General features: G+C 74.7%; 7 protein-coding genes and 1 pseudogene. 3 read left to right on the top strand and 5 right to left on the bottom strand.

Going from position 1 to position 8,513, the window contains the following annotated elements; genetic code table 11:
• Together L6E12_RS02170 and L6E12_RS02165 are read right to left on the bottom strand one after the other, a co-directional pair.
• A pseudogene (locus L6E12_RS02170) lies at window positions 1-478 on the bottom strand (hypothetical protein); the annotation flags it as partial.
• Window positions 479-582: 104 nt separating this feature from the next.
• Window positions 583-1,257, bottom strand: coding sequence for a hypothetical protein (locus L6E12_RS02165; protein ID WP_236226169.1), 675 nt, complete (start codon window positions 1,255-1,257; stop codon window positions 583-585).
• A gap of 416 nt (window positions 1,258-1,673) precedes the next feature.
• Between L6E12_RS02165 and L6E12_RS02160 the strand changes: the two genes are divergently transcribed.
• Entirely contained in the window at window positions 1,674-2,216 is a 543-nt protein-coding gene (locus tag L6E12_RS02160) for a DUF1453 domain-containing protein (protein WP_236226168.1), read from the top strand.
• A gap of 66 nt (window positions 2,217-2,282) precedes the next feature.
• On the opposite strand, the gene L6E12_RS02155 is transcribed toward L6E12_RS02160, so the two are convergent.
• Window positions 2,283-2,966, bottom strand: a complete 684-nt coding sequence (locus L6E12_RS02155) for a response regulator transcription factor (RefSeq protein WP_236226167.1) — start codon at window positions 2,964-2,966, stop codon at window positions 2,283-2,285.
• Window positions 2,963-4,150 (bottom strand): sensor histidine kinase, encoded by a 1,188-nt coding sequence (locus L6E12_RS35245; RefSeq protein ID WP_236226166.1) that lies wholly within the window; start codon window positions 4,148-4,150, stop codon window positions 2,963-2,965. Before L6E12_RS35245 ends, L6E12_RS02155 begins: the two co-directional genes overlap by 4 nt.
• Before the next feature lie 446 nt (window positions 4,151-4,596).
• On the opposite strand from L6E12_RS35245, the gene L6E12_RS02145 reads away from it, so the two are divergent.
• Together L6E12_RS02145 and L6E12_RS02140 are read left to right on the top strand one after the other, a co-directional pair.
• Entirely contained in the window at window positions 4,597-4,875 is a 279-nt protein-coding gene (locus L6E12_RS02145) for a hypothetical protein (protein ID WP_236226165.1), read from the top strand.
• Between the two features lie 25 nt (window positions 4,876-4,900).
• Complete coding sequence (locus L6E12_RS02140) at window positions 4,901-6,907, top strand: tetratricopeptide repeat protein (protein WP_236226164.1); 2,007 nt, start codon at window positions 4,901-4,903, stop codon at window positions 6,905-6,907.
• On the opposite strand, the gene L6E12_RS02135 is transcribed toward L6E12_RS02140, so the two are convergent.
• Window positions 6,895-8,451 (bottom strand): hypothetical protein, encoded by a 1,557-nt coding sequence (locus tag L6E12_RS02135; RefSeq protein ID WP_236226163.1) that lies wholly within the window; start codon window positions 8,449-8,451, stop codon window positions 6,895-6,897. The genes L6E12_RS02140 and L6E12_RS02135 overlap by 13 nt on opposite strands.
• Window positions 8,452-8,513: the final 62 nt, after the last annotated feature.

Here is an 8,513-nt window from a genome sequence, read left to right as displayed (position 1 = left end):
GGGGGTGGCCGGTGCTGTCGGGGGGCGCGGGTGGGCGTGGTGGTGTCGGGCCGGTGCCGCGGGGCGGGTTAGGCGTCGACGTGGGGGTGGTGCCTCGGGGGGCATTCGTGCGGGAGGGGGTGGGGGGCGCGGGGCTCGTGGGGGTGGACGGCTTGGCGGTGGAGCGGGTTTCGGGGGGTGGCGGGGTGTTGCGACCCAGGCGGTCCATGGTCGAGGAGGCGGACTGGTCGGTGCCCCGGGCGGCTTGGGCGCTGGCCTTGGCCTTGCCGCCCGCGTCCTCGGCGGCGGTGGCGGCTCCCTCGACGGTGCTCCTGGCCCGGGCGATGGCGGCGTCGGCGGGGCCCATGGCGGCTTGGCCGAAGACGCCTGCGCTGGCGGGGCCCGCGCTGATGTTGAGCTTGCCGAGGACGCCGCCGCGCAGGTCGGAGCCGCGGTTGGTGATGCGGCCGCCGAGGGACTCGACGCGGTCGGGGTCCATGCCGGTGGTCCCGGGGCCCGCGGGAGCGCCCCCGGTAGGGGCGGGGCGGGGAGAGTGGGTGGGAGCACCGCCGTCGGGGGCGGAGTGTCTGCGGCGACCGGGCATCAGCGGACAGGCGGCACGCCGTAGGGGGTGACCGCGTCGTGGGCGCCCTTGGACAGGTCGGCGGCGTCGAGGGCGCGGTCCACGCCGCGGGCGACGTCCTGCATCCGCTGCGCGCCCGAGGAGGTGCGCGTCCCCTGGGCCGGTCCGTCCATCTCGGCGCCCAGTTCGGCGAGCCGTCCGCCCACCCGGCTCATGGCCGAGCCCAGCCTGCCCGCGATCTTCGTGGCCATGGTGGCACCGCGCACACCCGCGTACCCGGCATGCGCGGCGATCGACCCACCGAAGGTCGGAGCAGCGGAAGCGGCAGCGATCAGTGCTCCGGCGACCGACTCACCGATCAGGTCGGAGATCCAACCGAACACCAACGAACGCAGCTCGCACACCAGCACCCCCGACAGCGCGTGGATCGCCGCCGTGCCGTCCATCGTCTTGCCCAGGGCCTCGAACTGGCCCGCCAACTCGTCCACCCGCGCCCGGAACGCCTCACCGGACGCCACCGCCGAGAGCGGGTCGGCCAACGACGACACCACGTCCACCACGACACCCGACGCCACGTCGATGACGTCGGGCCCCTCGCCCTCGGCACCGGCGGTCAGCGAGTCGACGAACCCCGCCACGCTGTCAACGGCACCCGCCCCGGTGGACCACGTCGTCGTCTGCTGTTCCTCGATCACGAACGAACCCCCCGGTCCCGCGGCCCCCCGGCCGCACCCCCACGTGCGTCGGTGACCCTACCGCAGGTACCCGGTGCCCCGGGCTGGGTTGTCCACAGCCCTGGTGTTCCGGCAGCACCACCGGCACGATGTCGTCGAAGACGTCGCCCGGTCCCGGGGACCCGCCCACTCTGACAGGCTGCTGATCAACCGGACCTCCTCGTTCGGGCCCCGTCGACGGTGACGACCGGCGTGCGGGCCGAAGTCGACTCCGGGGTGGAGATCCGGGGTGGAGAACGCCCTCCACCCGCCCACGCATCTCCACCACCGAGTCCACCGCCGAGGGGAAGTGCCGGGCCGCCCCGCTCCCTACGCTCGACCTCGTACTCAGGGGCGCTGTCAGTGGCACCCCACGACGAGGAAACCGGAGGTGGCCCGTGAGCGACAGCATGCGCGACGCGCTCATGCTCAGCGGTGTGCTCCTGGCGATCGTGTTGTCCACCCAGGTCGGCAGGCACAAGTTCGGCATCGTCAAGGTCCTGCTGCCGCTGGCACTCGTGGTGTTCGTCGGCTGGGACGTGCTGCGCGGCATGGGCATCACCACCCCCAACGTGCTCGCCGCCGCCATCGGCACCGCCACCGGGCTCGGCATCGGCTTCGGCCTGCTGGCCACCATGCGGGTCGAGCGCGACCACGCCGAGGGCAAGTCCTACACCCGGGCCGGTCTGCCGTACCTGCTGATCTGGCTCGTGGTCCTGCTCGGCCGCCTGGCGTTCGTCTGGGCGCTGGAGAACGTGGATTCCTTCGGCCGCAGCGTGGCGGAGTTCCTGGTGGAGAACGGCGTCGAGCCCAAGGGCCTGGCCGCGTTCTTCGTCCTGATGGCCATGGCGATGGTCCTGGTCCGCACCATCGGCACCTGGGTCCGCTCGGCCCGCCTCAGCTCCGGCAGCGACCGCCGGGAGGCGACCGCGGTCGCGTAGCCCGCCCCCCGAGAATCCCGGCGCTGTGCACCACAGGCACAGCCGAGCCCACTGCCGGAACCGGATTCAGCCGCCTGCGATCCCGTGCTCGTACGCATACCGCACCGCACCAGCCCGATCCCGAGCCCCGATCTTGGCGAACGCGTTGTTGATGTGCGTCTTCACCGTGGTCTCCGCGATGAACAACTTCGCAGCGATCTCGGTGTTGTTCAACCCGGCCCCGATCAACCCCACCACCTGCAACTCCCGCTCGGTCAACCCACCCGGCTTCGCCGCCCGCGCCCCAGCCTGCTGCGGCGAAGGACCAGACCGACGCAGAGCCGCCATGAGCCGCTGTGACACCGCCGGGTCGAACGTCGACTGCCCGACAGCCGCCGAGCGCAGGGCGGCAGCGATCTCCCTACGCCCCGCGTCCTTGGTGAGGTACCCACGCGCCCCCGCGTCCAGCGCGGAGACGATCGACTCGTCGTCGGCGTAGGTGGTCAGCACGAGCACCGCCACACCGGGGTGCCGCGCGGTGATCTGCCTGGTGGCCTCGACGCCGTCCACGCCGGGCATGCGCAGGTCCATCAGCACCACGTCCGGGCGGTCGCGGGCCACCGCGGCCAGTGCCGCTGCCCCGTCCCCGGCCGAGCCGACCACCTCGACCCCGTCGACCAGGCCGAGCAGGGCGGTCAGCCCCTCGCGGACCACGTGCTGGTCGTCGACCACGAGCACCCGGGTGGCCGCCCCACCGGTCCCCTCGCTCACGCAGGCACCTCCACCGTCAGGGCCCAGCTCGGCCCGTCGCCGTCCGACTCCGCTCCCGCGGTCAGTGCACCGCCCACCAGCGCGACCCGCTCGCGCATCCCCTCCAGGCCGTGGCCGCCGTCCCGGGTGGCCGCCGGGTCCCCTGGTCGCAGCGGGTTGCGCACGGTCAGCCGGACGTCGCCGACACCATACTTCAGCCGCACCGCCACCGGGGTGCCCCCGGCGTGCTTGGCGGCGTTGGTCAGCGCCTCCCTGGCCACCCGCAGCACCGCCACGGACACCGCACTCGGCAGCGCCCGTTCGGTGCCCTCGGTGACCAGGTCGACGTGCATCCCGCGGTCCAGGCGGTAGCCCGCGACCAGGGCCGCGATGGCCACGGGCAGGGGTGGGACGTCGGCGCGCAGCGCGGCCACGGCCTCGCGGGCCTCGTCCAGGCCCGCGGCGGCCAGCGCGCGGGACCGGCGCACGTGGGCCAGGCCGTGCTCCAGGTCGCCGCGTTCCCCCAGGTGCGCCTCCGCCAGTTCCAATTGGACGCTCAGCGCGCCGAGGGAGTGGGCCAGCAGGTCGTGCAGCTCGCGGGCCAACCGGGCGCGCTCGTCGAGGGCGGCGGCGCGGGCCTGCTCGTGCTGGGTGCGCCGCACCTGTTCGACCAGCCGCCGGTTCTGCTCGGCCTGCACCCGGTACTGCCTGCGGTTGAGGCCCATCAGGGTGACCAGCAGCAGCACCGCCGCGGTGGCCGCGGTCGACCCGAGCGGCCTGCCCGCCAGCGCGTAGCTGGTGGCGCTGATCGCCACGTCCAGCCCGCACGCGGCCAGGATGGCGGGCGCGGGCGGGGTCATGTGCGAGGCGAGCACGAGCAGGGTGATGCCCGCCAGGATCGCCGCGCTGCCGTTGGCCTCCGGCCCGGTCAGCGCCGACGGCAGCGCGGAACTGACCGCCAGCACCACCACAGCCGACCGGGGGTGGCGGGTGTCGAGCAGGGTGAAGGCGACCCAGCACAGCGCGCAGGCCGCCACCACCGCCCACTCGGGACCGTCGAACTCCCCCGGGCGCACCGACACCAGCGTGGCGCCGATGAAGACGCTGCCCAGGACGCGGACCAGCCACCACCCCGGTTCGAACCGCCCCCCGGTGCGCTCGCCGCCCGGTGGCCCGTCCTGCCCGGTCGCGCTCCCCTGCGCCACTCCCAGCCGCCCCCACCCGTCCCGGTGCCCCGACGCGGACAGCTTCGCACCGGGCCGGGGCGGCGAGGAGGTCGGGCCGGCCGGGTCGACCGCCGCCGCGAACCCGTGCGGAATGCGGCGAACGGGGAGCGACCTGAATCAGACCGCTTCCCGATCGCGGATGGGTTGTTCCGCATTTGGTCGAGGGGGCAGATCTTCACCGTGGTAAATTCGGAGGTGGTCGGCAACTGGCATGGGGGCAGGATGTCGAAGGATGAGGTCACTCGAAAGCCCTCGCGCACCCCCGGTGAAGCACCCTGTGTGACCTGATCTTGCCGGGTCGGTGAAGACCTGTGCGCTGAACCAGGAGTGATCCCACCCGGTGAACACCCCGACCCGCCTGTTCCTGGGTGTGCTGCTGCTCGGCTTCGCATCCGCGGGCTGCGCCCCCCTCGAACGGCACGGACGTGCGGGAGGACACCACGCGGGTCGGAACATCGACAGGCGACCGGGCAACGGTGGGCGGCGCGCTGGAACTCGGCGAGATCATGCTGCCGCCCGGCGCCGAGATGGCCGGGGTCAGCCACGACCGGGGGATCGACGAACGCTACGTCCTCGCCATCCGGCTCCCCGCCGTCGATCGGCGGATTCGTGCACGACCGTACGCGGTCCGTACTAGGGTTGCAGGCCGCACACCTCGGACTGTGGGGGTCACCAGCGGTGGACAACTCGTCGTCGCGCAATGAGATGTCCGGTACGGCGCGTGGCGTTGTGCAGGCGACCAACATCGACAACGTGTACCTGGGCGCTCCGGAGGCGGAGCCTGCGGTTCCCGCGCAGGCCGGGGCGCCGCCCTCGCCGTTCGTCAACCGGGAGGTCCCGTTGGCGGAGCTGCGGTCTCGGGCGGAGGCCGTGGACCGGGTGGGGCCGGGGGTGGCCGCCGTGCGGGGGATGCAGGGGGTGGGGAAGACGGCGCTGCTGCTGCAGTTCGCGGCCACGGCGGCGGACCTGTTCACCGACGGTGTGCTGGCGGTGGGGTTCGGGCCGGAGGCCGGGGCGCCGAGCGAGGCCGCGTGGGGGTTGTTGCAGGGGCTCGGCGTTCCCGAGCAGCGGATACCGGCGAAGTTCGAGCACCGGGTCGCGATGTACCGGTCGATGACCGCCGGGCGGCGGCTGCTGGTGCTGATGGACGACGTGACCGACGCCGGGCAGGTGTCGGCGCTGCTGCCGAACTCGTCGGGGAGCATGGTCGTCGTGGCGGGCAACCGCGCGCTGGAGGACCTGCTCGCGGACGGGGCGCTCGACGTCCCGCTGGAGTCGCTGTCGGTGGACGACGGGGTCGAGCTGCTGCGCAGGCTGTGCGGGGCGGACCGGGTGGACGCGCAGGTGGAGCAGGCGCGTGAGCTGGTCGCCGCCTACGAGGGGCACCCGTCGGCGATCAAGGCCGTGGCGGGCCGGTTGCGGTTGCGGGCGTCGTGGCCGGTGTCGCGCCTGCTGACCGAGCTGCGCCGGGCCGTGCCCGCCAACGGGTCGGTCGAGGCGAAGGTGCTGGAGTCGTTCGACCAGGTGTACGGCGACCTGCCCGGGCCGGTGCGGGAGCTGTACCGCGTCGTCGGCGTGGTCATCGGGGTCCGGATCGGCGTCGAGGCGCTCGCCGAGATCACCGGGCGGCCCCGCGACGACGTGGCCGCGGACCTGGACGACCTCTTCGCCGTCGGGCTCGTCACCGAGGACCGGGCCGAGACCTACCGCCTGCACCGGCTGGTGCGCCGCCACGCCCTGCAGCGCACCGCCGAGGAGGACGGCGACGGCGTGCGCCGCGACTGGCGCGAGCGGGCGGTGCGGTGGTGGCTGGCCGAGGCGATGGGCGCCGACCTGGCCGCCGACCCCGGGCGCCTGCGCGTCCCCGACCCCGAGTCGGTGCGGGGTGAACGGCCCGCGGGCGTGTCCGCCGCCGAGGCCCTGGCCTGGCTCGACCACGAGCACGCGAACCTCCTCGCGATCCTGGACGCCGCGGCGGCGGAGGGCTGGAACGCCGAGGTGTGCAGGCTCTTCGAGGCGTTGTTCGCCCTCTACAAGACGCGCAAGCCGCTGTCGTCCTGGGTGCGCGCGGGGCAGGTCGCGGTGGACGCGGCCGTGCTGACGGGCAGCCGGGAGACCGAGGCGCGCTGCCGCTGCCTGCTGGCCAAGGCGTTCCAGGAACTCGAACGCTTCGACGAGGCCCACGCCCAGCTCCGCCGCGCCCAGGAGTTGGTGGACGACATCCCCGAGCGGTTCGCCGCCTCGGTGTACGACTTCACCGGCAACCTCTGCTTGCGGCAGGGCGACCCGGAGACCGCGCTGACCTGGTTCCGGCGGGCGCTGGCGATCAACCGCGGGCTGGGCCTGGTGCGGGGGACCGCGTTGCAGAGCGCGCTGGCGGCGCGCGCCCTCGGCAGGCTGGGCAGGGTCGAGGAAGCGCTGGCGCTGTTCGCCGAGGCGCGCGACCTCGTCACGGGTGGTCCGGCCGCGGTGCTGCTGCCGAAGATCCTCGCGGGCACCGGGGCCGTGCTCGCCGCGGCGGGACGCGTCGACGAGGCCCGGCGGGCGCTCCTGGACGCCGTCGAGCAGGCGGTGGCGGAGGGCAACACCGCGGACGCCACCGACGCCCTGATCAGCCTCGCGGACCTGGGCGGCCCGGACGAGGACGCGCACCGCAGGCAGGCCGTGCAACTGCTGGAGCAGATGGGCAGCCCCCGCGCGGCCCGCCTGATCGCGGGGATCGTTCAGCGGGCGTGAAGCCGCACCGTCGTCGAGCCGGACCCGACGACGACGGTGAGGCGGCGCAACCGGTCGAGCGGCACACCGCGCGACAGGCAGCACTGGACGGCGGAGCCCACCAGCGAGGCGTCCACCGGCCCGGCCGCCACCACCGCCCCGCCACCGCGAACGGCGACGAGCAGCCCACCGTGCCGGAGTGCGGCCACCGCGACCCGCAGGGCAGGCAGCCCGGCGAACGCCGCCGCGGCCCACTCCCCGGCCCGCGCGGTCGAGGCGTGCCGCGTCGTGCTCCACACGACGGCGGCGCGCTCGGCCCAGCCGGGGTCGACCTCGGCGTCGTCCGCGGCGAGGTGCCGGGCGTGCGGCTGGTCCTCGTCGTAGGTCAGCGCGGGGAACCGGGCCAGCTCCACGGTCGCCCGCCCGTCCTCGACCGGCCCGAGCGTGGCCCGCACCGAGTACGCGGTGGGGGTCGGCACGTCGACCTCCGGCACGGGCGCGGGTCTGACCCGGGCGGGCCCGCGCGGCGGCTGCACCCCCAGCTCGCCGTAGACCATGGCGCGCACCCGCTCCATCGACCGCCCCTGGAAGGCGAACAGCGCGTCGGCGACGCCCGCCTCCAACGGCGCGGCGGAGTCCAACTGCCCAGTGATCGGCAGGTCCTGGCGCAGCCTGGCCAGCCGCCCGCGCAGCCGGTCGATCGGCGACCCGGGCACCACCTCCGGGCCCCCGTCCTCCGCGAGCACCACCGGAACCCCCGCCCCCGCCGCGTACGAGGTCAACGACCCGTGGTCGGACACGACGACGTCCGCGGCCACCAGCGCCGCCCGCCACCCCTCCTCCGGGGGCACGACCACGAGCCCGGACTCGATCGCGGGCCGCAGCCAGGCGCGGACCTGCAACGGCCCGTGCCTCGCCCACACGTTGGGGTGCAGCACCAGCGCGACCCGGTTCAGGTCGGCCGCCACGGCGCCGACCACCCGGGCGGGCAGCCCCGGCTGCCTGCCGAACAGCGAGTGCGGCCCCCAGGTCGAACACAGCACGACCAGCCGCTTGCCCGTCGCCCCCAGCGCCGCCCGGTAGCGGTCGCGGAGCCGCCCGCTCACCCGGATCCGGTCGAAGCACGGGTCGCCCGCGACCACGGCGCGCGGCAGCAGCAGCGGCTCGACCGCGCGGATCACGTCGAGCTGACCGGGGTGGCTGACCACGATCCTGCGGGGCACCACCCGCCCGTCCCGCACCAGGGTCGAGCGCCGCAGCCCCGACACGGCACCCGCCTCGTGGGCGGCGAACCGCTGGTAGCCCACGCCGTGCGGGAACAGCACCAGCGGGGCGGCCAACCGGTGCAGGTCGCCGTTGTCACTGGCCGCCAGCGCCAGGTCGAACGACCGCCCGACGGCCTCACCCCAGGGGAGCAGGATGGCCCCGCGCTCCCGCAGCGCGGACACGAGCCGGTCGGAGAACCACGACCCGCCGTCGACGGTGAAGACCAGTTCGACCCGGGGGTCACCCTCGAAGACCGGCAGGACGTCCATCAACCGGTGCAGGGCGGCGGGGGAGCGCACGACCACGAGGACCGTGCGGATCGCCGTGACCGTGGACCACCGGCTCCCGGCTCCCGGCTCCC

This window comes from Actinokineospora sp. PR83 (assembly GCF_021056305.1).
Lineage (GTDB): Bacteria > Actinomycetota > Actinomycetes > Mycobacteriales > Pseudonocardiaceae > Actinokineospora > Actinokineospora spheciospongiae.
This window is presented reverse-complemented; position numbering and strand designations above follow the sequence as displayed.